22 protein-coding genes are annotated in these 24007 nt (G+C 69.5%); 6 read left to right on the forward strand and 16 right to left on the reverse strand.

What is annotated here, in order from left to right; translation table 11 throughout:
* Window positions 1–818 precede the first annotated feature (818 nt).
* Window positions 819–1745, reverse strand: coding sequence for an AraC family transcriptional regulator (locus tag LMA02_RS26325; protein WP_228908139.1), 927 nt, complete (start codon window positions 1743–1745; stop codon window positions 819–821).
* Between the two features lie 180 nt (window positions 1746–1925).
* Between LMA02_RS26325 and LMA02_RS26330 the strand changes: the two genes are divergently transcribed.
* Entirely contained in the window at window positions 1926–2387 is a 462-nt protein-coding gene (locus tag LMA02_RS26330) for a (2Fe-2S)-binding protein (RefSeq protein WP_012366480.1), read from the forward strand.
* Between the two features lie 2 nt (window positions 2388–2389).
* On the forward strand, window positions 2390–4600 hold the full coding sequence (locus LMA02_RS26335) for a xanthine dehydrogenase family protein molybdopterin-binding subunit (protein WP_228908140.1): 2211 nt from the start codon (window positions 2390–2392) through the stop codon (window positions 4598–4600).
* 100 nt (window positions 4601–4700) lie between these two features.
* Here LMA02_RS26335 and LMA02_RS26340 read toward each other — a convergent pair whose 3' ends face one another.
* Window positions 4701–4838 carry a hypothetical protein gene (locus LMA02_RS26340; protein WP_228908141.1) on the reverse strand — a complete coding sequence of 46 codons (138 nt, stop codon included), beginning with the start codon at window positions 4836–4838 and terminating at the stop codon, window positions 4701–4703.
* Window positions 4839–5219: 381 nt separating this feature from the next.
* Here LMA02_RS26340 and LMA02_RS26345 point away from each other — a divergent pair, with 381 nt between their 5' ends.
* The 4 genes from LMA02_RS26345 (at window position 5220) to LMA02_RS26360 (ending at window position 8526) form a co-directional block, all read left to right on the forward strand.
* Complete coding sequence (locus LMA02_RS26345; RefSeq protein WP_166726267.1) at window positions 5220–5618, forward strand: winged helix-turn-helix domain-containing protein; 399 nt, start codon at window positions 5220–5222, stop codon at window positions 5616–5618.
* 284 nt (window positions 5619–5902) lie between these two features.
* A complete protein-coding gene (gene sctQ, locus LMA02_RS26350; protein WP_228908142.1) occupies window positions 5903–7048 on the forward strand; it encodes a type III secretion system cytoplasmic ring protein SctQ in 1146 nt (381 codons plus the stop codon).
* Window positions 7049–7051: 3 nt separating this feature from the next.
* Window positions 7052–7726 carry a type III secretion system export apparatus subunit SctR gene (gene sctR / locus LMA02_RS26355; protein WP_166726763.1) on the forward strand — a complete coding sequence of 225 codons (675 nt, stop codon included), beginning with the start codon at window positions 7052–7054 and terminating at the stop codon, window positions 7724–7726.
* Window positions 7723–8526, forward strand: a complete 804-nt coding sequence (locus LMA02_RS26360; protein ID WP_228908143.1) for a lytic transglycosylase domain-containing protein — start codon at window positions 7723–7725, stop codon at window positions 8524–8526. The genes sctR and LMA02_RS26360 overlap by 4 nt, the downstream gene beginning before the upstream one ends.
* 72 nt (window positions 8527–8598) lie before the next feature.
* On the opposite strand, the gene asnB is transcribed toward LMA02_RS26360, so the two are convergent.
* From asnB to sctV, 14 genes are all read right to left on the reverse strand, one after another.
* Complete coding sequence (gene asnB, locus LMA02_RS26365) at window positions 8599–10566, reverse strand: asparagine synthase (glutamine-hydrolyzing) (RefSeq protein ID WP_228908144.1); 1968 nt, start codon at window positions 10564–10566, stop codon at window positions 8599–8601.
* Between the two features lie 255 nt (window positions 10567–10821).
* Complete coding sequence (locus LMA02_RS26370; protein WP_228908145.1) at window positions 10822–11853, reverse strand: EscU/YscU/HrcU family type III secretion system export apparatus switch protein; 1032 nt, start codon at window positions 11851–11853, stop codon at window positions 10822–10824.
* A 24-nt stretch (window positions 11854–11877) separates the two neighbouring features.
* Window positions 11878–12687: a type III secretion system export apparatus subunit SctT gene (gene sctT / locus LMA02_RS26375; RefSeq protein ID WP_175654482.1), complete on the reverse strand. Its 810-nt coding sequence runs from the start codon at window positions 12685–12687 to the stop codon at window positions 11878–11880.
* On the reverse strand, window positions 12681–13361 hold the full coding sequence (locus LMA02_RS26380; RefSeq protein ID WP_228908146.1) for a hypothetical protein: 681 nt from the start codon (window positions 13359–13361) through the stop codon (window positions 12681–12683). The genes sctT and LMA02_RS26380 overlap by 7 nt, the downstream gene beginning before the upstream one ends.
* Window positions 13354–14739 carry a type III secretion system ATPase SctN gene (gene sctN, locus LMA02_RS26385; protein ID WP_228908147.1) on the reverse strand — a complete coding sequence of 462 codons (1386 nt, stop codon included), beginning with the start codon at window positions 14737–14739 and terminating at the stop codon, window positions 13354–13356. The genes LMA02_RS26380 and sctN overlap by 8 nt, the downstream gene beginning before the upstream one ends.
* On the reverse strand, window positions 14736–15365 hold the full coding sequence (gene sctL, locus LMA02_RS26390) for a type III secretion system stator protein SctL (RefSeq protein WP_006762149.1): 630 nt from the start codon (window positions 15363–15365) through the stop codon (window positions 14736–14738). Before sctL ends, sctN begins: the two co-directional genes overlap by 4 nt.
* The gene (locus LMA02_RS26395; RefSeq protein WP_228908148.1) at window positions 15347–16087 is read right to left on the reverse strand and encodes a SctK family type III secretion system sorting platform protein; all 741 of its coding nucleotides are present in this window, start codon (window positions 16085–16087) and stop codon (window positions 15347–15349) included. Before LMA02_RS26395 ends, sctL begins: the two co-directional genes overlap by 19 nt.
* A complete protein-coding gene (gene sctJ / locus LMA02_RS26400) occupies window positions 16084–16971 on the reverse strand; it encodes a type III secretion system inner membrane ring lipoprotein SctJ (protein WP_228908149.1) in 888 nt (295 codons plus the stop codon). Before sctJ ends, LMA02_RS26395 begins: the two co-directional genes overlap by 4 nt.
* Before the next feature lie 122 nt (window positions 16972–17093).
* Complete coding sequence (locus LMA02_RS26405) at window positions 17094–17576, reverse strand: hypothetical protein (protein WP_165753483.1); 483 nt, start codon at window positions 17574–17576, stop codon at window positions 17094–17096.
* A gap of 109 nt (window positions 17577–17685) precedes the next feature.
* On the reverse strand, window positions 17686–17907 hold the full coding sequence (locus LMA02_RS26410; protein WP_012366493.1) for a hypothetical protein: 222 nt from the start codon (window positions 17905–17907) through the stop codon (window positions 17686–17688).
* Between the two features lie 148 nt (window positions 17908–18055).
* Window positions 18056–19414, reverse strand: coding sequence for a type III secretion system inner membrane ring subunit SctD (sctD, locus tag LMA02_RS26415; protein WP_228908150.1), 1359 nt, complete (start codon window positions 19412–19414; stop codon window positions 18056–18058).
* Entirely contained in the window at window positions 19395–21437 is a 2043-nt protein-coding gene (gene sctC / locus LMA02_RS26420; RefSeq protein WP_228908151.1) for a type III secretion system outer membrane ring subunit SctC, read from the reverse strand. The genes sctD and sctC overlap by 20 nt, the downstream gene beginning before the upstream one ends.
* The gene (gene sctS / locus LMA02_RS26425; RefSeq protein ID WP_006751731.1) at window positions 21437–21715 is read right to left on the reverse strand and encodes a type III secretion system export apparatus subunit SctS; all 279 of its coding nucleotides are present in this window, start codon (window positions 21713–21715) and stop codon (window positions 21437–21439) included. The genes sctC and sctS overlap by 1 nt, the downstream gene beginning before the upstream one ends.
* Window positions 21712–23916: a type III secretion system export apparatus subunit SctV gene (sctV, locus tag LMA02_RS26430; RefSeq protein WP_228908152.1), complete on the reverse strand. Its 2205-nt coding sequence runs from the start codon at window positions 23914–23916 to the stop codon at window positions 21712–21714. The genes sctS and sctV overlap by 4 nt, the downstream gene beginning before the upstream one ends.
* Between the last annotated feature and the right edge of the window lie 91 nt (window positions 23917–24007).

A 24007-nucleotide genomic window follows, 5' to 3' on the forward strand; every position in this document is an offset into this window, starting at 1 on the left:
GGAATCGCATTTTTTGTTTCAGGAATGTATCGCGGTGACCGTCGGCAGCCTGCGCCGCTCGTTGAATGCCGCGCAGCAAGGCTGGAAAAGACGGACGAATGCGGCCCGCGGGGCCTCCTGCAGGGGGCGGCGAACGGGTGTTTCAAGCTTGCGAAGCGCACCGTCGAACATTCCGGCCGAGGGGCGCTTCGGCCCCTGCAAACCGCCTGCCGCAGCCCGTTCGACCGCGTTCCCGTGCGCGAAAAATCATGAATCGAAGCGCGCGTCACCCGGTTCGGCGGGGCCGTCGCGACGGACATCGGTACGGTTGCCGATGTGCGCACCCGCCACCGCGCAACGCGATTGATTCATCCATGAAAATACCGACGGGATCGAGCGTCGATCAACCATGCAAAACGCGTGGAAAAAACGGCTCGCACGCCGCCTGCATATCGGGGAAAAAAGACGCCACGCTTGGCGCACGAACCCCTCAACATGCTTTATCGATTTCGACTGCCTGCATTCCATTCGCCTGCATTCAATGCCGATAACCATTTGATTTCATTGCCGGGATGGCGACACGCGATACGCGCGAGAAACATTTCCGAAGTGATATCGATCGCGAATCCCGTCACCGAAACATGTTCGTACCACGCTCGATCTACGCGGAAGGTTCGTCATTGCGCGATTTTTTTGCACGTTTCGACCGGTCGGTCCGCATCCGGGCGGCAGTTGCCGCATCCGTCCGCCCGCCTGCGGGATGCACGCGTGAAACGGAAGTTCGTGCGCGGCCCGCGAGGGAGTCGGGCTCGCCGCAATCGAAATGACCGGCGCCGCCGCTAGGTGCCGAGCAACTCCTTCTTGCGCAGGTGCACGACGTCTCGCATCGGCGGTGCGCCGAACAGCCGGCTGTATTCGCGGCTGAATTGCGATGCGCTTTCGTAGCCGACTGCCGCGGCCACCGAACCCACGTCGCCGCCCTGCCGCAGCAACAGCCGCCGCGCCTCGTGCAGCCGCAGCTGCTTCTGGTACTGCAGCGGGCTCAGCGTGGTCACGTGCTTGAAGTGATGGTGCAGCGACGACACGCTCATGTTGACCGCCTGCGCGAGCGTGTCGACGCGCATCGGCTCCGCGTAGTGATCGCGGATCCACTCGATCGCGCGCGCGATCCGGTGCGTCTGGCTGCCCGCGACGGCCATGTGCCGCAGCCGCGTGCCCTGCCCGCTCGTCATCAGCCGGTACAGCAGTTCCTTCTCGATCAGCGGCGCGACCACTGGAATATCGGCCGGAGTATCGAGCAGCCGCAGCAGCCGCAGCGCGGCATCGAGCAGCGGCGGCGTCAGCTCGGCGAGCGCGATGCCCTCGCCTTCGGGGCCCGCTTCGGGTTCCGGCAGCCGCATCTCGGCCGCGAGTTCGACGATGCGCTGCAGATCGAGCGTCAGCGACAGGCACAGGTACGGCGCATCCGGCGATGCCCGCGTGACGCGCGAGAGAATCGGCAAGTCGATCGACGTAATCAGGCAGTTCTGCGTGTCGTATTCGTAAGTCTGGCCGGCCACCATCACGCGCTTCGCGCCCTGCGCGGCGATCACGAGCGCGGCGCGCGACACGCCGCAGCCGAGATCGACCGGACGCGTATGCCGGTGCAGCATCAGTGCCGGCACGGCCGTCGAGTGGGAGCCGTCCGCCGGCGCGAAACGGCCGATCAGCGACGCCAGTTCGCGCCGCCCGGATTCGCGCGACGCCGCGATATCGGTCATGTCCATGACGGATTCCTCGCTTCATTTCCCTGAATCGCGGGAGCATAGCGAATCGCTTGCCGCCGTGCCGGGGATTTGCAGGATTGTTCAATAAATTTGCAGGATTGGGTAGACGTAAAAACCGACCGTTCGCGCACACTGCCACCTGATCCGGCGGATGCCGGGTTTTCCCCACGGAGACAAAAAATGCCCACCACGTTTGTCCTGAACGGCAAGAGCGTCACGCTCGACGCCGATCCGTCGATGCCCGTCCTCTGGGCGATCCGCGAGCACGCGGGGCTGACCGGCACGAAATTCGGCTGCGGCATGGCGCAGTGCGGCGCCTGCACGGTCCACCTGGAAGGCCAGGCCGTCCGCTCGTGCGTGCTGCCGCTCGCCGGCGTCGCGGGCAAGCACGTCACGACGATCGAAGGCGTGCAGAGCAAGCCCGCGCAGGCCGTGCAGGCCGCCTGGGTGAAGCTGCAGGTGCCGCAGTGCGGATATTGCCAGTCCGGCCAGATCATGTCGGCCACCGCGCTGCTCGAACAGAACCCGAAGCCGACCGACGCGGACATCGACGCCGCGATGAACGGCAACCTCTGCCGCTGTGCGACCTACGCCCGCATCCGGGCCGCGATCCACGATGCGGCCGCGACGCTGGGAGCCTGACCATGACGATCGAACTCGACAACCCCGATTCGGTGCGACCGTCGCGCCGCACGTTCCTGAAGGCCGCGGGCGCCGCGGCCGCCGTCAGCCTGACGATCGGCTTCGAATGGGCCGGCCTCGGCCGCCGCGCGCTCGCCGCGACGGCGCCCGCCGCCGACTTCGCGCCGAACGCATTCCTGCGCATCACGCCCGACGGCAAGGTCACCGTGATCGCCAAGCACGTCGAAATGGGCCAGGGCGCGTACACGGGCATCGCGACGATCGTCGCCGAGGAGCTCGACGCCGACTGGTCGAGCGTGCGCGTCGAAAGCGCGCCGGCCGATGCGAAGCGCTATGCGAACCTCGCGTTCGGCACGATGCAGGGCACGGGCGGCAGCTCGGCCATGTCGAACTCGTGGCAGCAGTTGCGCGAAGCGGGCGGCAAGGCGCGCGCCATGCTCGTGTCGGCCGCCGCGGCCCGCTGGAAGGTGCCGGCCGGCGAGCTGACCACCGCCAACGGCGTCGTCACGCATGCGAAGAGCGGCAAGACGGCCACGTACGGCGCGCTGGTCGCCGACGCGTCGAAACTGCCGGTACCCGACAAGGTCACGCTGAAGCAGCCGGCCGACTTCAAGCTGATCGGCCATCGCATTCCGCGCGTCGACGCGTCGGCCAAATCGAACGGCACCGCGCAATTCACGCTCGACACCACCTTCCCCGGCATGCGCGTCGCGCTGCTGCAGCGCCCGCCGCGCTTCGGCGCGACCGTCAAGTCGTTCGACGCGACGGCCGCGAAGGCCGTGCCGGGCGTGGTATCGGTCGTGCAGGTGCCGGGCGGTGTCGCGGTCGTCGCGACCGGCTTCTGGGCCGCGAAACAGGGCCGCGACGCGCTGAAGATCGATTGGGACGAAGCGAACGCCGAGAAGCGCGGCTCGGACGAGATCATGCGCGAATACCGGCAGCTCGCCACCAAGCCCGGCACGTCGGCGCGCAAGGACGGCGATGCCGACGCGGCGATCGCGGGCGCCGCGCGCAAGATCAGCGCGACCTACGAGTTCCCGTATCTCGCCCATGCGCCGATGGAGCCGCTCGACGCGGTCGTCAAGCTGACGGCGAACAGCTGCGAGATCTGGGCCGGCGACCAGTTCCAGACGGTCGACCAGGGCAATGCCGCCAAGGTCGCGGGCCTGAAGCCCGAGCAGGTGCGGATCCACACGCTGTATGCGGGCGGCAGCTTCGGCCGGCGCGCGAACGCGTGGTCGGACTACGTGGTCGAGGCCGTATCGATCGCGAAGGCGCTCGGCGCGGACGGCAAGCCGGTCAAGCTGCAGTGGACGCGCGAGGACGACATCCAGGGCGGCTTCTATCGCCCGATGTACTTCCACAAGCTCGATGCAGGGCTGACGGCAGACGGCAAGCTGGTCGGCTGGCGCCACCGGATCGTCGGCCAGTCGATCCTCGCCGGCACGCCGTTCGAGGCGTTCATGGTGAAGAACGGGATCGACGCGACGTCGGTCGAGGGCGCGGCGAACCTGCCGTACGCGGTGCCGAACGTGTCGGTCGAACTCACCACCACCAAGGTCGGCCTGCCCGTGCTGTGGTGGCGCGTGGTCGGCAGCTCGCACACCGCGTATGCGGTCGAGGCATTCGTCGACGAAGCCGCGCACGCGGCGGGCAAGGATCCGTACCTGTTCCGTCGCGACCTGCTCGCGAAGGAGCCGCGAATGCGCGCCGTGCTCGAGCTGGCCGCGCAGAAGGCCGGCTGGGATCCGGCGAAGCCGCTGCCGAAGGGCCGCGGGCGCGGGATCGCGGTGGCCGAGGCGTTCAAGAGCTATGTCGCGCAGGTGGCCGAGGTGTCGGTGGACGCCGACGGCAAGGTGAAGGTCGAGCGCGTGGTGTGCGCAGTCGACTGCGGGATCGCGATCAACCCGGATATCGTCGCCGCGCAGATGGAAGGCGGCATCGGCTTCGGGCTCGGCGCGGCGCTGCACAGCGCGATCACGCTGAAGGACGGCCACGTCGAACAGCGCAACTTCGACGGCTACCACGTGCTGCGGATGGCGGAGATGCCGAAGGTCGAGGTGCATATCGTGCCGTCGGCGGAGGCGCCGACCGGCGTCGGCGAGCCGGGTGTCGCGCCGATCGGGCCGGCGGTCGCCAACGCGATCTTCGCGGCGACCGGCAAGCGGCATTACGTGCTGCCGTTCGACTCGGGCGATCACGCGAAGGCTTGACGGGTAGGTGAAACGCCGGCCGTGCGGCGGGAACGTCGCGCGGCCGGTTTTTTGTGCCGCGCTGCCGCCCACCGCCCGCGACGCGATCGCCACGGATCGCTCATTCCTGTTCGACTTCCGGCCAAAGCTTCGGGAACAGAAATCGAAGTGCCGCAAGCGGCAACCCGAAGGAAAGCTCGCCGCGGTGCGAGTCGGGTTTGATGTAGGGTTGAATGTAGGGTTTGGCGTCGCCAGTCATGTCGACTTATATCCATGATTCATATGCGATTTCCATTTCATGGAGTCGGGTGGAATGTAGGGTTCCACGTCGGGTTTATTTGGCCGAACTTGGCGCAGGCCGAGACGGCACTGCGGCGATCTGGTCATCGGCTCGTCCCCACGTTACGCCGCCCGTAACGCCCGTAACGTTCCCGATCGATGCTACGTAACAATCCTTCAATATTGCTCGGACCCTTCCGCAGCCCGCCACGCGTCTCGCGTTAAAAATTCTTTTAGATTCAACGCTGGCGGGCCGCCCGCCCCGCTCCCACCCTCCGCCGTAGCCCCACACGCCTTCCCTGGCCCGGAAGTTGCGGTACATGACCCGCAAACACTCCTTTACGGACATGCGAGGGCCACCATGGATTGCAAATACCTGTACATCGACAACATAAAAATCAACTTCGTGCGCCGCACGATAGAAATCGACAACAAAATCGTCGACGTCACGCCGCGCGAATTCGATGTCGTCGAATTCCTGCTCGACAACATGAACAAGATCGTGCCGCGGCAGGCGATCCAGGAAGCGGTCTGGGGCCGCGAGCTCGGCGTGTCGTCGCGCACGCTCGACACCCATATCTCGCGCATCCGTTCAAAGCTGCAGCTCGATCACGACAAGAACCTGCGGATCATCCCGATCTATGCGGTCGGCTATCGGCTGGTGCTGTTCGGCGCGGCCATGACGCACGTCGAGCGCCACGACGCGGCGCCGATCCTGCGCGCCGCGCCGCTGTCGGCGCTGGCCGCCGACTACGCGTAACGCGTAGCGGCTCACCCGCGCGCCGCCATCGCCTCGATACGACACGACCGCCGCCTCCGGGCGGCGGCCGCATTTGCGCGGGCGACGCCGCGCGCGGCCACGCCGCCGCGCAACAGGCTTCGTAGCTCGCCGCCGCCCGCGCGGCCCCCGCACACATGCGACTACGGATTCCGGCGCGGCACACGGCCGGCGCCGTCCCTACAATCGACGCAGCAGCCGCGCGCCCCGGCGCCGCCGGCCACAACAACCCGTCGAACCAACGCCGAATCCGCCCTGATCCCGCCGTGCCTGCGCTGTCCCTGACGAATGCCGACGCCGGCGACGCCGCGAACCGGGCTCCGCCCGCCGCCGCCACCCCGGCCATCGCCGCGGTCGCGCTCGACGCGTCGCCCTATCTGCCGCGCGTGTCCGCCGCCGCCGCGCGCGGGCTGTCGCATGCGTACGGCGCGACGGCCGCGGTTCCGGTCATGCTCGGCGAACACGCCTACGAGGTGCGCTGGCGCGTCGACGCCGAACCGGCCGCCGACGCGCATGCGTACCGCTTCGTCATCGGCCCGGCCGCCGGCACGCTGTGGATCGATCCGGTCGCGGAAAACGAGTGGCTCGGCGACGCGGCCGACCCGGCCGTGCCGGCCGTGATCCGCGCGGCGCTGCTCGCCGACCTCGCCGCGCCGCTTGCCGCCGTGCTGCAGGCCGCGACGCGGCAGCGCGTGGAATTGCTGCCGCCGGCCGCGAGCGTGCCCGCGTGGCGCACCGCGCCGGCCGCGCTGCGCTTCGAGCTGCGTCGCGCCGACGGCGCGTGGCGCTGCCATGGCGCCCTGCTGTTCGATGCGCCGGACGCGCTCGCGGTGTTCTTCGCGACGCCGGCGGCCACGCGAGCCGATACGCGCGCCGCGTATGCGAGCCTGCCGGTGCCGCTGGTGTTCGAGATCGGCCGGACCGAGTTGACGATGGCCGAGCTGGCCGACGTCGTCGGCGGCGACATCATCGCGATCGAGCACTGGCGTGCGCACGAGCAGAACCTGCTGTGCGTCGCGCGGGTGCCGGCCGCGCCGGCGTGGGAGATCACCGGACGGCCGTCGGGCAACCGGCTGACCGTCGAACGAATCAGGGAGATGCCTTTGGAACCGACCCGCACCGACACCCCGTCCGCGGCCACACACGATGCGTCGACGGACGATGCGCCGCGCTCGCTCGACGGCCTCGCGGTCGACCTGCGTTTCGAGTTGCCGCCTACGTCGATCCCGCTCGGCGAACTCGGCGCGCTGCAGCCCGGCGCGGTGATCGAGCTGCAACAAGGGATCAACCAGAGCGTGATCCATCTCGTCGCGAACGGGATGCTGATCGGCACCGGCCAGCTGATCGCGGTCGGCCAGAAGCTCGGCGTGCGCGTCGTCACGCTGACGCAGCCCGCGCCGCGCGAGCGCTGAACGATGGGCAACCTGCCGAATCCGGTCGCGCTGATCGCGGTGATCGCCGCGCTCGGCATCGCGCCGTTCGCCGCGCTGATGGTGACGAGCTATACGAAGCTCGTGGTCGTGCTCGGCCTGCTGCGCTCCGCGCTCGGCATCCAGCAGGTGCCGCCGAACCTCGTGCTGAACGGCATCGCGCTGATCCTGTCGCTGTTCATCATGGCGCCGGTCGGGATGTCGATCCGCGACGCGCTGCAGTCTCGCCATTTCGATGCAGCGGGGCAGCTGTCGACCGCCGATATCGGCGTACTCGCCGATGCCGCGCTGCCGCCGATCAAGGATTTCCTGGTGTCGCATACGCGGCAGCGCGACCGCGAATTCTTCGTGCGCACCGCGACGTCGGTCTGGCCGAAGAATCGCGCGGACGGCATCAAGGACGACGACCTGCTCGTGCTGGTGCCGAGCTTCACGCTCGCCGAGCTGACCAAGGCGTTCCAGATCGGCTTCGTGATCTATATCGTGTTCATCGTCGTCGACCTGCTGGTCGCGAACATCCTGCTCGCGCTCGGGATGCAGATGATCTCGCCGACGACGATCTCGGTGCCGTTCAAGCTGCTGCTGTTCGTCGCGCTCGACGGCTGGTCGCTGCTCGTGCACGGGCTCGTGATGTCGTACCGCGTGGCGGGGGCGGGATGAACGCGCGCGGCCCGCGCTCCGCCGTTGCGAGCCTGTGCGCGCTGGTCACGACGCTCGCACTCGCGCTCGCATGGGCGGGCCTGCAGCCGCGCAGCGCGCACGCGGCCGGCAGCGCCGCAGGCTTCGCGCAGCTCGCGCGCGCCTGCGCGCCGAACATCGACCCCGACACGCTCGCCGCGCTGGTGCGCACCGAGTCCGGTTTCAATCCGTATGCGATCGGCGTGGTCGGCGGCCATCTGACGCGTCAGCCCGCGTCGCTCGACGAGGCGCGTGCGACCGCGAGCGAGCTGGCCGCGCGCGGCTTCAGCTACAGCGTCGGCCTCGCGCAGGTGAACGAGCGCAATTTCGCGAAATACGGCCTCGACGACACGACGATGTTCGAGCCGTGCCGCAACCTGCGGGCGGGCGGCGCGATCCTGACCGAATGCTTCGCGCGTTCGTCGAACACCGGCCGCCCTGCGCAAGCCGCGTTGCGCGCGGCGCTGTCGTGCTACTACAGCGGCAATTTCACGACCGGTTTCTCGAGCGGCTATGTGAGCCGGGTCGTCGCGAGCGCGCAGCGCAATGCGCGCGAAGGCGGCGTCGAGCCGATTCCCGTGGTGCGCGACGTGCCGCCGCCGGCGCGGCAGCGACGCATGGACGCGGCCGCCACCACGCCGCCCGAACGCGCGCGCCGGCTCGCGTCGCCCGCGGCATCGGCCGACGCGCCGTCGTGCCATGCGCGCCCGGTCGTGATGATGTGCCGCGGGTTGTCGGCAAGCCAGGCGAAGCGGCTGTGCGTGCGGTGTCTCGATCAGTGAGCGGCGACACGACACCGGCGTGACACCCGCGTAACGCGCAGGACATGACGCGGCACGCCGCGTCATCGCGCATCATGTGGCGCGCTGAGCCTCAAGCCACGCCTGGAACATCAGCACGGTCCACAGCTGGTGCTGCCAGTTCATCCGGCCCGACTGGTGCTGCCGCCACAGCCGCTCGACCGCCTGCGCATCGAAGAAGCCCTCGTCGCGCAGCCGCGACGGCTGCAGCAGCGCGTCGGCCCAGTCGCGCAATGCGCCGCGCAGCCAGTGATCGACGGGCGCGCAGAAACCCTGCTTCGGCCGGTCGATCAGCGACGACGGCACGTACTGGTCCAGCAGCCGGCGCAGCAGCGCCTTCGACTGCCCTTCCGGCAAGCGCACCGACGCGGGCACGCGCCACGCGAATTCGACGACGTGATGATCGAGGAACGGCATGCGCGTCTCGAGGCTCACGGCCATCGCCGCGCGGTCGACCTTCGCGAGGATGTCGGTCGGCAGGTACGTGAGCGTGTCGATCGCCATCGCCTGCTCGGCGAAGCTCAGATGCGCGGGCCATGCGGAGACGGTATCGAGCGGTGTCGGCGGCTCCTGCCCGGCGAGCGCGATGCGCTCCGGATGATGCACCGACGACATCAGCAGCCGGTACAGCCCGATGCGGCTCTCGGCCGTCATCACATGGCCGAGCTTGTGCAGCCGGTCGCCGATGCGGGACGCCGATTCACGCGCTTCCACGCCGCTCCATGCGCCCTGCGCGACCGCCGCGAGCTGGTCCGCATGATCGGGGCGCAGCGCGTGCAGCGCGGCCGCGATCCGCGCGCGCACCGCCGCCGGCACGCGATGCAGCTTGCGCCACAGGCGCGGCGTCAGGAAGTAGCGCGTATAGCCGCCGAACAGCTCGTCGCCACCGTCGCCGGACAGGCTCACCTTCACGTGCCGGCGCGTCAGCTCCGACACGAGGAAGGTCGGGATCTGCGACGCATCGGCGAACGGCTCGTCGTAGATCGTCGGCAGTTTCGGCACGACGCCGAGTGCATGGTCGGCCGTCACGTAGAGCTCGGTATGCCGCGTGCCGAGATGGCGCGCGACCGCCTTCGCATAGCCGGCTTCGTCGTAGCCGGCCTCGTGAAAGCCGATCGTGAACGTGTCGACGGGTTTCGTCGACTGCGCCTGCATCAGCGCGACGATCGCCGACGAATCGACGCCGCCCGACAGGAACGCGCCGAGCGGCACGTCGGCTTCCATCTGCCGCGCGACGGCCTGACGCAGGATCGCGTCGAGCTGTCCGACGGCCTCGTCGGCATTGCCCTCGAACGGCCGCTCGCGGCCCGCCTCGATCGCCTGCTCGAGCGTCCAGTACGCGCGCGCGGGCGACGTGTCGCGCGCATGCTCGAACTGAATGAAGGTCCCCGGCGGCAGCTTGCTGATGCCGCGATAGATCGTATGCGGCGCGGGCACGCTCGACTGGCGCAGATACAGGCACAGCGCGTCGCGATCGATCGTGCCGTCGAAGCCCGGATAGCTGCGCAGCGCCTTCAGCTCCGACGCGAACACCAGCGCGTCGCCGATCCGGCCGTAGTAGAGCGGCTTCTCGCCGATCCGGTCGCGCGCGAGCGTCAGCACCCGCGACGCGCGATTCCACAGCGCGAACGCGAACATGCCGGTCGCGCGCCGCAGCGTCGCCTCGACGCCCCACGCGACGATCGCCGCGATCAGCACCTCGCTGTCGGAGTGGCCACGCCACGCCGGTGCGCGACCCGCGCGCTCGAGCTCCGCGCGCAACTCGCGATGGTTGTAGATTTCGCCGTTGAAGACCATGACGTAGCGGCCGCACGCGGATGCCATCGGCTGCCGGCCATGGACCGACAGATCGACGATCGCCAGCCGCCGGTGGCCGAGCGCGATACCGGCTTCCGGGTCGACCCAGAGGCCCTGCCCGTCCGGCCCGCGATGCGCGAGGCTCGTCGTCATTCGCGCGAGCGTGCCGCGCGCTGTCTCCTCATCGAAGGCGACGCTATTCAAAAAGCCGTCGATTCCGCACATTTGATTTGTCTGCCCCTGTTGACCTGTCCCATCAGCGGCGGCGCGACTTCGCGGCCCGCCGCCCCACTGACGGTCGAGCCATATTACGAAGAAATAAATCAGCAATAATTCATGGGTGAATGTCAGCCAAGCCCGGAAAAAAAACGGCGTCAAGCGCCGTGGGCGCGGCAGGCCGCCCGGGAAATAGGCCCGCATCGCGGCGAAGCGCGCCGGCCACACGCAGGCCAGCGTTCCGGCCCCGATACCTCGCCCCCGTCAGGCAGCGCCTGTCGCCCACTTCAGCAACTGCGCGACCTCGCGGAAATGCTGCTGCTGGATCGTGCCCTTTTCAGGCGTGCTCTCGTACAGCGCCTGCGCGAGGCCGGCGTTCGCGAGCGTCGGACGCAACGCGTCGCGCGCGAGCCGCACGATCCGTTCGGCCGCCTCGCCCTCGCCGCGCGCGAGCACCCACGGCAGCGTACCGATCCCGCCGTAATAGAGCGCGACCGCGACGCTCGATGAATAGACGACCACCGACGCGAAGCCGATCCGGTCGGGCAGCGACGAGAACTGCGCTTCGCGCGCGAGCTGCCGGCGCTTCGCCTCGATATGCGGATCGCCTTCGTCTTCCTTGTGCTCGCGCCGCACTTCCTCGATCGACATCTTCATCTTCTGATTGAACTCGTGCCGCTGGTGCACGATGTCGATCAGCGCCATCACGATATAGATCAGCGCGGCCCAGCCGAACAGCAGCATCAGCAGCTTCACGATCAGCGCGAGAATCGACATCGGCCGCGTGAAGCCGGACTGCACCGACGGGTCGAGCGACTCGACGATCAGCCAGCCGAGCGTCGCGGCCAGCAGCACGGTCTTCAGCAGCATCTTCGCGAGGTTCACGAGGTTGCGCGTCGACCACATGTTCTTCAGCCCCTCGGCCGGATTGAGTCGCGACAGCTGCGGCACGAGCCGGCTCCACGCCATCACGCCGCCCACCTGCACGAAGCCCGCGAGCAGGCCGGCCAGCAACCCAGCCGCGACGATCTGCGCGGACAGCATGGCCCAGTCGCGCGCGGCGCCGTCGATCAGCACCGCGAGCCGCGCGGACGGGTCCGCGGCGCCGGCCGCGTCGAACACGAGCCGGAACAGCGCCTGCAGCCGCGCGAACAGCGTGCCGAGCCCCACCGCGAGCGCGACGCATACGCCGACGAAGAACGCCGACGAGATCGTCTCCGCGCTCTTCGGCACATCGCCTTTCTGGCGCGCCTCGCGCAGGCGCTTCGCGGTCGGCTTCTGGTCCTTTTCGGCCATGGTCGCTCCGGCTCCGGCGGCCCGTCACGCGCCGCCGTGCGCGGCGAACAACGCACGCAGCAGCGCCATCAACCCGCTGTCGGGGCTGAGCAGCGCATGCAGCGACGCGTACACCACCGGCAGGAACAGCACCATCATCAGCACCGCGAGCGCGCTCTTCACCGGCTGCGCGAACACGAAGATGTTCAGCTGCGGCACCGCGCGGCCGACCAGGCCGATGCCGAGCTCGACGAGCACCAGCACGATGATCACCGGCGCGGCGAGCTTCACCATCCATTCGAAGATCGTGTCGGTCTGCCGCACGACGAAGGTCTGCAGCATCGACGAGAAATCCGGGCCGAGCGAGCCGATCGGCCACCACGCATACGACTGCGCGAACAGCTGCACGAGCACCTGCAGGCCGCCCGCCGTCACGAACAGCGCGATCGCGACGAAATTGAGGAATCCCGACGTCGGGCCGCCCTCATGGCCGCCCATCGGATCGAAGAACGCGGCGCTGCCGCTGCCGGTCTGGAAATCGATCAGGTAGCCGACGCCCTGGATCGCGAACAGCACCGCGCTGAACGCGCCCGCGAGCAGCATGCCGACCACCGCCTCCTTCGCGACGAGCAGGCACCACATCAGGAACGGCAGCGCGGCGACCTGCGCCGGGTCGATCACCGGTGCGACGAACGCGGCGATCACGACCGCGATCCCGTTGCGCACGAGGCCCGTGATGATCTGCTCGTTGAAAACCGGCACGACGAACATGATCGGCAGCAGCCGCGGCATCACGTAGAGCAGCGGGCGCAGCGTGCCGGCGATGTCGTTGAAGTTCGCCGCGTGGTCTAGCATCGACGCTCCGCGGCCGTGGGTGCGGGGTCGTCGGCGGGGGCGGCCGAATCGACCGAGTCGGTTGCGTCGGCCGCATCGGTTGCGTCTGCATCCGCATCCGCCGGTCGCGATCTCATCTGCGCATCGAACGCGGCGGCCATGTCCGGCTGCCCCGCTGTGTGGCCCTCCGCCTCGCCCGCCCACACGCCGGCCGTCGCGAAGCGCCGCACCGCGTGCGCATCCGCGACTTCGTCGGCGTCGCGCTCGACCCGCGCCGCGCGGGCCTGCAGCGCCTTCTCGCCGGCCTTGTCGAGCTTGTCCTCGGCGGCCTTCGCCTTGCGCGCGGCGCGCTGCAGGTCGGCGAGCGCCGCCTCGTGATCGCGATGCACGTGCGTGGCCTCGCTCACCGACGCGTTCGCGACGCCGATATGCCGGTCGAACGTGCGCGTGTCGGCCGCCGCGTTCTGCAACGCGCGCGCCTCGCGCACGTCGTCGGTGAGCCGGGTCTGGATCGCGGCCTTCGCGGCGACCTGCTGCGCGAGCTGCGCCTGCGCGGCGTCGAGCGCGCGACGGCTCTGCGCGGCGATGCCCTGCTGGCGCGCGGCCGCGACGCGCGCGATCTGGCTGCGCATCTCGCGCACGCGCTTCAGGCGTGCGAGTGTCGCGAGCACGAGGCGGTCGTCGGCTTCAGACATGGTCGTTCGCGAGTTTCGTCAGCTTCGCGAGCAGCGCGTCGAAGCGCACGTCCTCGTGCGACCCCTGCGCGCAGAACGCACCGATCGCATCGCGCGCGCGCAGCGCGAGATCGCCGAGCCGGTCGCTACCTTCGCGATACTCGCCGATCTGCACGAGCAGCTCGATTTCCTGATACTTCGCGATCAGCTCGCGCACGCGCGCGGCCGATTGCTGATGCGCGCGGCTCGCGACGAGCGGCATCACGCGCGACAGGCTCGCGAGCACGTCGATCGCCGGATAGCGGTTCGCGAGCGCGATCTTGCGCGACAGCACGATGTGGCCGTCGAGGATCGAGCGCACTTCCTCGGCGATCGGATCGGATTCCTCATCGCCTTCGACGAGCACCGTGTACAGCGCGGTGATCGAACCCGTCGCACCCTGCCCCGCGCGTTCGAGCAGGCGCGGCAGCACGGCGAATGTCGACGGCGGAAAGCTGCGCCGTGTCGGCGGCTCGCCGCTCGCGAGGCCGACCTCGCGCTGCGCGCGCGCGAAGCGCGTGAGCGAGTCGACCAGCAGCAGCACGCGCTTGCCCGCATCGCGGAAATGCTCGGCGATCGCGGTCGCGACCAGCGCGGATTTCACGCGCTCCATCGCCGGACGATCGGACGTCGACACGACGACGATCGAGCGCGCGCGCACTTCGGGCGACAAGCTGTGCTCGATGAACTCGCGCACTTCGCGGCCGCGTTCGCCGACCAGCGCGATCACGTTCACGTCGGCCTGCGCGCCGCGCGCGATCATCCCGAGCAGCGTGCTCTTGCCGACACCCGACGGCGCGAAGATGCCGACACGCTGGCCGATGCCGAGCGTCATCAGGCCGTCGATCACGCGCACGCCGGTCGGAAACGGCGTGTCGATCATCTTGCGCGCGAGCGGATTGGGTGGGTCCTGCTGCGTCGATACCCACGCGGCGCCCGTCACCGGCCCGCGATCGTCGAGCGGCCGGCCGAGCCCGTCGAGCACGCGGCCGAACAGCGCTTCGCCGACCGGAAATACATGCTCGCGCCCCGACGGCACGACGGTCGTCTCCGGCGACAGGCCGGCCACGTCGCCGAGCGGCGTGAGCAAGGTGGTCTGCCGCGAGAAACCGACCACTTCGGCAAGCAGCGTCGGCTGGTTCGGCGTGCGCAGCTCGCAGATCTCGCCGAGCCGCGCGCGGATGCCGGTCGCGTTGAGGATCTGTCCGACCGCATGATTGACGCGGCCCTGCACCGACACCGGCGAGAAGAACGCGAGCCCCGCATCGAGGTCGCCGACGAGTCGGCCGCGATCGAACGGCACGGCATCGTCGTCGCCACCGTCACCGAATGGCTGCGGATCGTCGAGCGGCCCATTCATCGCGTCGTGCCCTTCAGTGCGTCGCGGCGGATCGCCTGGCGCAACGCGTCGATCTGCAGGTCGAGGCTCGCGTCGATGCGTCCGGACGGCGTCTCGACCGTGCACGCGTGACGTTCGAGCTGCGCATCCTCGACGATGCGGATCCGTTGCCGGTTCGACTGGCCGGCGAACGCGCGCTCGAGCGCGTCGCGCATCTCGTCCTGCCGGCCAGGCGCTACCCGCACGATCAGGAACGCTTCGTCGCGCACGAGCGGCGCGATCCGCGCGAGCGCGGCCTCGTACAGCTTCTGCGTGCCCATCTCGCCGACGATCGCGCGCACGGCCTTCACGACGATATCGGCCATCGAATCCTTCATCGACTCCATCGTGCGCGCGGCAGCCAGCGCCTGCGTATAGGTCTGCGCCGCATGCTCGCGCTGGGCGCGACGCATCCCTTCGTCGTAGCCGGCCGCCTGGCGCTTGTCGAATTCGCGCTGCGCGTCGGCGACGATGCGCGCGGCCTCGTCGCGCGCGGTCGCGATCACCGCGGACGCATCGAGCAGCGCCGCGTATTCGCGCTCCTTGAGCACCTTGCGCTCCGACAGCAGCTGCAGGTTGTCGCTCGTGATCAGAAAAGCCAGTCCCATGACGCAAGCCTCTCGGGAATCAGAAACAGGAACAGCAATTCGCCGAACTGGTCGCGCTGCGCGCGGTTCAGCCAGTACGGCGCCTCGTCATCGATCGCGCGGTTGAATTTCAGGCGCACGCGCCGCGCGACCGCGTCGCCTGCCACGCCGATGAAATCCGCGAGCAGCCGGCCGCCGCGCGCACGGATCACGACCGGCAGCGCGGCCGGATCGGCACGCCACGGTTCGAGCGTTTCCGCGAGCGCGCCGAATTCCGGCGCGCGCTCGAGCGCGAGCTCCAGCGCATCGCCGCCGAGCTTCGCCGCGACCTCCGCGCGGATGCGCCGCACGGTCAGCGCATCGCGCAGCCAGCCGCGATGCAGCAGCAGGCCCGCATACGACGCGAGCTGCTCGAGCGCCGCACCGGGCAGCAGCGCGAGCCGCGCGCACGGATTGGCGACGTCGAAATCGTGGTGCCCGGCCACGCCGTTCGCGTCGAGCAGGTGGCGGGCAAGCAGCTTGCGGCCGGCCGGCCCGAACGCGTCGGGCGAGCGATAGCGCGCGGGCCACTCGGCCGGCACGCGCGTCACGTGCAGATAGCGGTCGGGCCGCAGGTTGAATTCGCAGACGAGCGCGTGAAACGCCGTGCGCCGCCCGGCAGGCGGCGGCGCGATCGGGTGTAGCCACGGCGGCGACGCGGCGTCGGGCGTGACGCCCGGCGGCAGCGCATGGGGCTCGCTCATGCGCCGTCGCGCGCGCCATCCGGCGTGCGCAGGCTGCCGCCGCCCGACTGCGCGGACCCACCACCGGCCCCGTTCGCGCCGCGCGGCGTGCCGACCAGCCCGGCCAGCCGCGCACCGAACATCCCGCGCCGCGCGGCCGACAGCGCGATCACCGCGCAGGTCAGCAGGATCAGCGCGAACACCAGCCAGCCCAGCGGCGAGCGCAGCCGCAGGATGTCCGACACGGCGCTGCCGATGCCGTCCATGCGCGTCGCGCGCGCGGCGGCCGGCTGCAGGAACAGCGACACGTTGTCGTACTGCAGCCCCTCGATGCTGTGCGCGACGAGATCCTTGACCATCGGCGCCATTGCGCGCAGGTCCACGCCGGGCCGGTAGCGGATGTACACGGCCGCCGACGACGGCTTGATCTTGTCCGCGAGCGGATCGTTTTCCGGAATCACGACCTGCACGCGTGCGACCACCACACCCTCGATGTCCTGCAGCGTGCGCGACAGGTCCTGGGACACGCCGTACAGGTAGCGCACGCGCTCCTCGGCCGGCGTCGAGACGAGCCCCTGCTTCTGGAACAGCTCGCCGAGGCTCGCATAGCTCGGCTTCGGCAGCCCGTTCGCCTGCAGCACGGTCAGCGCCGACTGCATCTCGCCGTCGGCGACGCTCACGAGCCACGCATTGCGATCCGACGTGTCACGCGCGTCGTTATCCTTCGACGCGCTGATCCCCGCATCGCCGAGCACGGCGACCATCTGGTTCGCGTCGCGCTCCGACAGGCCGGAGTAAAGCTCCTTCTGGCAGCCGGCCAGCAGCGCGAGCAGCCCCGCGAGCAGCGCACGCGCCGCCCGGCTGCGCCACGCATGCACGCGCGGCGTCGAATCGATCGTCGTCATCGTTTGTCCACTCAGGGCGCGCGGCCCGTTTCAGGCACACGCACCTCAGGGTCGTCCCATGCCTCGCGCCCGGCCCGTCCGGCGGCCGGCGCAAGCCCGTCACGAGCAGGAACGGATCCCGGTCACTCCTGCGTCTTCAGCACCGTGTGCGTGAAGCCGTTCGCCGCCTGCGCGACCGACAGGCTCAACTGGTATTCGGAAATCGTGGTGGTCGCCGTCCACTGGAAATCCATCGCCTGCACCATCGTCATCAGCGGATCGCGGCGGTTGTCCGCCATCGACGTCAGCATCTCGGTGCGATGCTTGTCGATGTTCGCGTACCGCGTGTCGAGATCGTTGCCGTACGTGCGCAACCGCTCGACGAGCGACGAATGGTTCGCCTGCGCGGGCGTCGCGGGCGTCATCTGCACCGCCGGCGCCGCATCGGCCGCCACGCGCGACATCGCGACACCCGATGCCGACGGCGACGCCGCGGCCGCACCCGGCTGCATCAACGCATCGAACTGGCGCACCTGCGCCGGATCGGACGCCGTGCCCGCCTGCTGCACGGCCCCCGCGAGCGCGGCCGCGCCCGGCGGCGCCGCGCCTACGCCTGTTACCGACATGATCGTGTCCTCCTTGAATAAGCCGGCCGGCACGCGCATACGCCCCACCGGGCGCCCGTCATGGGCGGCCCCGGCATGTGGCGTCGCGCGGCACGGCCGGCGACCGGCGTCATGCGCGGCCGGCGGAACTCAGGTGTTGCGCAACCTGGGCGTTCGCCGTCCCTTCCTGCGCGGTTACTGCATTGCTGGTTTCGAACGTCGCGGTCGACTGCTGGACCTGGAAGTTGATCTTCGTCAGTTCGAGCTGCGTCTTGGTCAGATCGTCCGCTTGCTGCTGGACTTGTTGCGTGTTGTCTGCACCACCCGTACTACCGGCTGCTGAGGCACCCATGATTCGCTCCTTTACGTGAAGAACATCACCTACTTTCCGGCGGTGGCCCCATGCCCCCGCCGGCACCGTGACGCGCCGCTCGTCCGCGGCGTGTCGCGTCCTGCGCGCACCGCGCGATACGCGATGCGCCTGTCATTCCGTCGCGGCGCTAGCGCGCCGCCCCCTTCGATGCGCCGGCGGCCGCGACTGCCGCAACGGACGCGACTGCCGGCGCATCCGGCAACAGCGTCGGCCCCGGCACCGGCTGCGCGACCCCCGCCGCCGCACCGCTCGCGAGCGGCGGCACGGGCGGCGCCGGCGCCTGCCCGGGCGCGCTCGCGGACGAACCGCCGAGCGGCATCGTGATGCGCTGGCCGTTGCGTTCGAACACGACTTCGTCCGGGCCGATCGACACGACCGTCGACCCTTCCTTCAGCCTGGCGCCTTCGAAGTAGCGGCTGCCGTCGACGGTCTCGATATAACGCTGGTCGCCGTCGCCCGCGAACACGGTCGTGATCTCCGGAATCCCGGCGACACCGCCGAGCGTCGTCGCGGTGCGCGGCGCGGCGGCATCGGCGTCACGCACGTGGTCGACCACCTCGAGCGCCGGGCGCGCGTCCTTCATGTAGTTGCGGATGCGCGGCTCGATCTGCGCGCGCTCGGCCGCCCCCGTCAATTCGATCCGGCCGCGGCCGAGATAGGTGACCGTCAGCGCCGTGTCGCTGAAATATGTCTGCGCGGTCGCGACGAGATCGCTCACGACGTAGATGTTGCCGAGCGCCGCGTTGTCGATGCCCGCGACGATCTGCGCGACACGCTCGCGCGCGGCCGGATCGCTCACGTAGCCCGACACGATCACGCCGTCGTCGCGCGGCGCGACGGCGAGTTCCGGATACGCATGCAGCTGCTGCTGCAGCCGGTGCGTGCGCGCGAGCACCGATTCGTGCTGCCACGGCAGGCGCCCCGACCACGCGACGAAGCCGTAGCCGAGCGCGCCGAGCAGCACGCCGATCCACAGCGCGACGAGCGCGATCACGAGCCGCCGGCTGCCGAGACGACGCAGCCCGCCGGTGAGCCAGCCGAGCCACGCGGCCTCGCGCGCGGCGTCCGGCGCATCGGCCTCGTCGGGCACCGCGACGCTCGCCTGCGCATGACGCGCGATGCCGAGCTTGATGGAACCGACCGTCACGACGTCCTGCGGCGTCATCGAGCGGCGGCCCGCGCCGAGCGGCTCGTCGTTGAACAGCACCGGCGCGCCGCCGTCGCCGCCGTGGTTCTGCACGGTCACCGCGAGCGCGCCGACCTGCAGGCACACCTGTTTCGCGCCGATCTCGCGATCGGGCAGGATCACTTCGCAATCGGCCGCGGTGCCGACCCAGTTCGCGCCGCGCGCGAGCGACATCGTGCGGCCGTACATCGGCCCGCTGAGAAAGCACAGGTTCCACGGCGACGCGAGTGCGGCCGCCCCGCCCGCCGCGCCGCCGGGCACTGTGCCGTCGCCGTGCGGCTCAATGATGGTCGTCGACATGGGTGGACGCTCCTGCGGTCGTCGCCACGGGCCGCGACGCCGAATCCGACGACGGCGGCGGCAGCGCGGGCGGGCCGAACTTCGTGCCGGGCAGCGGCGCGGGCGTCAGCGGCACCGCGATGTCGTTGTCCGGCGGGCGATACATCGACGCGCCGTTCGGATCGGCCGGCCCGCCCGCGCCCGGGTTCACGGGCGCGCCATCCGGCGCGTACATCGACGCGGTCGTCACCACCCGCGGCGTCAGCAGGTAGAACCGCTCCATGTGATTGCCCGACTTGTCGGTGTACTTGAACAGGTTGCCGATCAGCGGAATGTCCGACAGCCACGGCACGCCGCTCTTGTTCAGCCGCACCTCGTCGTCGTTGAAGCCCGCGATCAGCAGGCTCTTGCCTTCGTCGATCATCGTCTTGGTGACGATGTTGCGCTGCTGGATCACCGGCACGTTCGACACCGCCTGCCCCGGCACGATGTTGCCGTCCTGGATGTCGATCGACATCATCACGCTCTGCGGATTACCCGACACGGCCGCCGCATTGCGGATCGCCTCGTCGACGATCATCGGCGTCACCTTGATGCTGGTGCCGGTCGTCACGCTGTACAGCGACGAATCCTGGTAGCCCTGCACCTGCACGTAGAACTGCGTGAGGTTCTCGAGAATCGCCTCGGTGTTGTCGAGCGCGAGCACCTTCGGCTTCGAACGCAGCTGCGCCTGCCCTTTCTGGGCGAGCGCGTTCACGCGCGTGAGCAGGTAGTTGCGCAGCGAGCCGCCGATCGATGCGGTGAGCGCGATGCCGGTCGGCAGGAAGGTGCCGGTCTGCCCGGTTTCGGAGGTGCCGATGCCGAACGTCAGCGGCGGGTTGCCGGCGCCGTTGTACTGCGTGTTGCCGTTCAGCGGGTTCTGGCCGTTGCCGATCTGCACGTCGCCATGCGTCGTGTGCAGGCGCCAGTCGATCCCGAGGCTGTCGAGCGAATCCTCGTTGATGTCGATGATCGTCACGTTGATCTCGACGATGCGCGGCCGCTCGTCGAGCTGGTTGATCAGCGACTGGTAGCGGTACATGTTCTCCGGCAGGTCGCGCACGATCACCGCGTTGATCGCCGGATCGGCGACGATCTGCGGCAGCGTGTCGCCGCCGCCGGCATTCGAGAACGGCGAGAAGCCGCCGGCCGCGCTGTCGGCGCCGCCATAGCTGCCCTGACGCGCGCCGCCGGAAATGTCCGGGAAGTCGAGCCGCGGCACCGCGATCGTCAGCCCCGAGCCGAGCTTCACCTGGCGCGCGGCCTGCCCGAGCGGCGTGCTCGACGGCGGCTCGTTCGTGCCGCCGCCTTTGCCGAACAGCCGGCGCAGGATCGTCGCGACGCCCGGCACCGTCACTTCCTTGCCCGAGCGGTTGATCGTGAAATCGGACGCCCAGCCGTACCTGAGCCGGAACGCGCGGATGTCCGCATGCGCGCCGTTCGCCGACGGATCGCCGACCGAGCCGACCGCCTGGCGCACGAGTTCGACATAGCGGCGCGGGCCGGCCACGTACACGCTGTTCGCGCGGTCGTTGATCACGAGCGTGTAGCGCTTGTCGGGAATCTGCATCGCCTGCAGCGAGCGGCCGATCTCGCCGGCCGCGTTCGGCGGGATCGGAATCATCTGCGTCTGCGACTGGTCGGCCGGATCGACGTACAGGAACGAGCCGTCGTAGTACCACGTGAGCCCGTAGGTCGAGCAGATCGTATCGAGCGTCTGCTGCGGCGTGCCCGAGAAGCGGCCGCTGATCACGCCGTCCACCTTCGGATCGACCACCGCCGTCACGCCCTGCGACGACGCGAGCTCGCGAATGAAGTCGCCGATCTTCTTGCCGTTCGCGACGATCGTGAACGGCTTGTTGCGCCAGCGCAGGTCAGCCGCGCGCGCCGGCTGCGCGATCGTCACGCACAGCGACGCCGTGAGCAGCGCGGTCGCGCACATGGCGAGCGCAACCCGTTGCAGGCGGCGCGGTTGAAACCGGATCGGGGCGACGCGTCGACGCATCAAAGCACTCCTGTGGAAGAAACAAACATGCGTTCCAGCGCCTGCTGCGCGAAGCGCAGCACCTCGCTGCCGAGCCAGCCCGACAGCAGCACGAGCGCGACCATCACGGCGATCAGCCGCACCGCGATGCCGATGTTGGCGTCCTGCACCTGCGTGACCGCCTGCAGGATCGCGACGACGAGGCCGGTGACGGTCGCGATCAGCACGATCGGCAGCGACAGCAGCAGCACCAGCATCAGCGCCTGCCGGGTCAGGTCGAGGATCGTCGAGCTCGTCATTGCACGACTCCCGGCGCGCGCACGCCGGCGCCCGCGCCGAGCGTGCCGTCGTCGGGCGGGTTCTTCACCCAGCCGACCGTATGGAGCTGCACGTCTTCCTCGACCTCCTGGTACGACAGCACCGCGAGCTCGGGCAGCACCGGCTGCAAGATCGTCTTCACGTAGCGGCGCGCGCCGAGTGCGACCATCACCGCGAGCCGCGGCGCACCTTGCGGATTGCCGTGGCCGCCGGCGCCGGCCGCCTGCGCGGCCTGCACGATCGCGCGCACCTGCTCGCCGATGTCCTGCTTGATCGTGCTCGACAGCGCGAGGAAATTGCCCTGCTTCGTCCGCATCACCGCACTCTCGATCCGCTCCTGCAGGTTCTGCTCGAACAGCACGACGCGCAGCTGGCGCGCCGCGCCCGCATGGCGATCGGTGATCATCCGGCGCAGGTCGACGCGCACCAGCTCGACCAGCGCGATCACGTCGTCCGGCTCGTTCGGCGCCCACGTGATCAGGCTCTCGAAGATCACGCGCAGGTTGCGGATCGGCACCTGTTCGGCGAGCAGCCGGCGCAGCACCTCGGTCACGCGCTGCAGCGGCACGAGCCGCGTCAGTTCGCCGACCAGTTCGGGGTGCTCGCGGCGCACCAGATGCACGAGGGCCTGCGTCTCCTGGATGCCGAGCAGCTCGTCCGCGTGCTGGCGCACGATCTGCTCGACGTGCGCGGCGAGCGCGCCTTCGCTCGTCAGCCACTTGCCGTCCGGCGCCGCGCCGTCGGGCTTGATCCACAGCGCGGTCGCGAACGGGCCGAATGCCTCGGCCGGCTGGCGTTCCGCGCGCTCCGGCAGCGGCGCGACACCGTCCCACAGCAGCCAGCCCGGCTTCAGCGCGCCATGGGCGGCGAGCACGTCCTGCAGATAGATCCGGTAGGTGCCGGCCGCCGCGCCCTCGTCGTCGTTCAGCGTGATGCGCGGAAACACCGTGCCGATATCCGCGTCGACGCGCGCCTTCGCGCTCGACAGCGCGGTCTGCAGCTGCGCGAGATTCAGCGTCGTGCGCAGGTCGTCCGACAGCGACACCGCGATCAGCGACGTGACGCCCGCCGCGTGCGACACCTTCGCGGGCTGGCCGTCGTCGGTCGCGCCGATGCGTCCGGCGATATGAATCAGGTTGAAGCTCGGCGCGGTCGTCTTGCGCTTCAGTTGCGTGACGGCGAACGTGCCGAGGCCGAGCGCGATCAGCGCGAACGACCATTTCGGGAAACCGGGTACGACGAGAAAGCCGGCGAGCACGAGCGCCGCGATCAGCAGCGCACGCGGATGCGCGCCGAGCTGCTCGCCCAGCTGTTCGCCGAGCTGGCGCTGCCGCGTGTCGCGCGTCGCGACGCGCGTCGTCACGATGCCGGCCGCGATCGACACCAGCAGCGACGGGATCTGCGACGCCATCCCGTCGCCGACCGTCAGGATCGCGTAGCGCTGCAGCGCCTCGCCGATATCCATGCCGTGCATCAGCGTGCCGACCGCGATCCCCGCGACGATGTTGATGAACGCGATCACGAGGCCGGCGATCGCGTCGCCCTTCACGAACTTCATCGCGCCGTCCATCGCGCCGTGCATCTGCGATTCCTGCTCGAGCCTCTCGCGGCGCTCGCGCGCTTCGTCGGCGCTGATGATGCCCGCGCGCAGGTCGGCGTCGATGCTCATCTGCTTGCCCGGCATCGCGTCGAGCGAGAAGCGCGCGCCGACTTCGGCGACCCGTTCGGAGCCCTTTGCAATCACGATGAACTGCACGACGGCGATCACGAGGAACACCACGCCGCCCACCACGACGTTGTTGCCGACCACGAGCCGCCCGAACGCGTCGATCACGTGGCCCGCGTTCGCGTGCAGCAGGATCAGCTTGCACGACGCGATGTTCAGCGCGAGCCGGAACAGCGTGGTGAACAGCAGCAGCGCCGGAAACGACGAAAAGCTGACCGCCGACGGCACGTAGGTCGACACCGTCAGCAGCACGACGCTCGCCGCGAGGTTCAGCGAGATCATCCCGTCGAGCGCGGCCTGCGGCAGCGGCAGGATGAACAGCGCGACCACCGACACGATGAACCCGGCGAGAAACAGGTCGGCGCGCGGCGACGCCCCGAGGCGCCGCCCGGACACGCTGCGGCCGGCGGAAAAGATCCGCTGCCAGTCGCGAGGGAGCGCCTTCGGTTCTGCCATCGTGCCGTCGTCCTGTCGTTGTCGCCGGCGGGCGCGGGCCGTCATGCCCTGCGTCGCTCGGACCGTTGAATGGGACGAGTGTAGCGACGGG

The organism is Burkholderia sp. B21-005, assembly GCF_020843965.1.
GTDB lineage: Bacteria > Pseudomonadota > Gammaproteobacteria > Burkholderiales > Burkholderiaceae > Burkholderia > Burkholderia ambifaria.

Excerpts from the sequence above, each read along its gene's own strand:
- sctC (WP_228908151.1), bottom strand. The coding sequence starts at position 21,437 with ATGCGTCGACGCGTCGCCCCGATCCGGTTTCAACCGCGCCGCCTGCAA.
- LMA02_RS26345 (WP_166726267.1), top strand. The coding sequence starts at position 5,220 with ATGGATTGCAAATACCTGTACATCGACAACATAAAAATCAACTTCGTG.
- LMA02_RS26395 (WP_228908148.1), bottom strand. The coding sequence starts at position 16,087 with ATGAGCGAGCCCCATGCGCTGCCGCCGGGCGTCACGCCCGACGCCGCG.
- LMA02_RS26330 (WP_012366480.1), top strand. The coding sequence starts at position 1,926 with ATGCCCACCACGTTTGTCCTGAACGGCAAGAGCGTCACGCTCGACGCC.
- LMA02_RS26370 (WP_228908145.1), bottom strand. The coding sequence starts at position 11,853 with ATGGCCGAAAAGGACCAGAAGCCGACCGCGAAGCGCCTGCGCGAGGCG.
- sctD (WP_228908150.1), bottom strand. The coding sequence starts at position 19,414 with ATGTCGACGACCATCATTGAGCCGCACGGCGACGGCACAGTGCCCGGC.
- sctS (WP_006751731.1), bottom strand. The coding sequence starts at position 21,715 with ATGACGAGCTCGACGATCCTCGACCTGACCCGGCAGGCGCTGATGCTG.
- LMA02_RS26360 (WP_228908143.1), top strand. The coding sequence starts at position 7,723 with ATGAACGCGCGCGGCCCGCGCTCCGCCGTTGCGAGCCTGTGCGCGCTG.
- sctR (WP_166726763.1), top strand. The coding sequence starts at position 7,052 with ATGGGCAACCTGCCGAATCCGGTCGCGCTGATCGCGGTGATCGCCGCG.
- LMA02_RS26325 (WP_228908139.1), bottom strand. The coding sequence starts at position 1,745 with ATGGACATGACCGATATCGCGGCGTCGCGCGAATCCGGGCGGCGCGAA.
- LMA02_RS26340 (WP_228908141.1), bottom strand. The coding sequence starts at position 4,838 with ATGACTGGCGACGCCAAACCCTACATTCAACCCTACATCAAACCCGAC.
- asnB (WP_228908144.1), bottom strand. The coding sequence starts at position 10,566 with ATGTGCGGAATCGACGGCTTTTTGAATAGCGTCGCCTTCGATGAGGAG.
- sctT (WP_175654482.1), bottom strand. The coding sequence starts at position 12,687 with ATGCTAGACCACGCGGCGAACTTCAACGACATCGCCGGCACGCTGCGC.
- sctL (WP_006762149.1), bottom strand. The coding sequence starts at position 15,365 with ATGGGACTGGCTTTTCTGATCACGAGCGACAACCTGCAGCTGCTGTCG.
- LMA02_RS26405 (WP_165753483.1), bottom strand. The coding sequence starts at position 17,576 with ATGTCGGTAACAGGCGTAGGCGCGGCGCCGCCGGGCGCGGCCGCGCTC.
- sctV (WP_228908152.1), bottom strand. The coding sequence starts at position 23,916 with ATGGCAGAACCGAAGGCGCTCCCTCGCGACTGGCAGCGGATCTTTTCC.
- LMA02_RS26410 (WP_012366493.1), bottom strand. The coding sequence starts at position 17,907 with ATGGGTGCCTCAGCAGCCGGTAGTACGGGTGGTGCAGACAACACGCAA.
- LMA02_RS26335 (WP_228908140.1), top strand. The coding sequence starts at position 2,390 with ATGACGATCGAACTCGACAACCCCGATTCGGTGCGACCGTCGCGCCGC.
- sctJ (WP_228908149.1), bottom strand. The coding sequence starts at position 16,971 with ATGACGACGATCGATTCGACGCCGCGCGTGCATGCGTGGCGCAGCCGG.
- sctN (WP_228908147.1), bottom strand. The coding sequence starts at position 14,739 with ATGAATGGGCCGCTCGACGATCCGCAGCCATTCGGTGACGGTGGCGAC.
- LMA02_RS26380 (WP_228908146.1), bottom strand. The coding sequence starts at position 13,361 with ATGTCTGAAGCCGACGACCGCCTCGTGCTCGCGACACTCGCACGCCTG.